Annotated in this window: 1 protein-coding gene; it reads left to right on the plus strand. The window is 56.1% G+C overall.

Annotated features, from left to right (window positions below; all coding sequences use genetic code 11):
* Positions 1 to 376: sensor histidine kinase (locus IB263_RS33875; RefSeq protein WP_192439610.1), on the plus strand; the 376-nt coding region annotated here is incomplete at both ends.

The raw sequence follows: 376 nt of genomic DNA on the forward strand, positions 1-376 counted from the left end.
AGGGAGAGACGGATAAGTCTCCCCACAACCTGCGGCAACTGGTCGAAGAAGCCGGCGCGCTTGCTTTGGTCGGGTCGCGTGAGAAAGGCGTGCGAACGGTCTTCGATTTCGAATCAGGCGCAGACCATGTCCTGGTCGACCGAATCCAGATACAGCAGGTGCTGACAAACCTTATGCGCAACGCCGTAGAGGCGATGAAAAATACGCCCAAGAAGGAACTTTTGGTCACCATTCGGCGCTTGGGCACTACAGAGGTCATGATTGCGGTCGAAGACTCCGGCGCTGGCATACCTGAGGAAATTGCCGCCAACTTGTTTAAGCCGTTCACAACGACCAAGGCTGGTGGCATGGGCATTGGGTTGTCGATCTCCAAGCG

This window comes from Ensifer sp. ENS03, assembly GCF_014852035.1.
In the GTDB taxonomy this organism is placed as follows: domain Bacteria; phylum Pseudomonadota; class Alphaproteobacteria; order Rhizobiales; family Rhizobiaceae; genus Ensifer; species Ensifer adhaerens.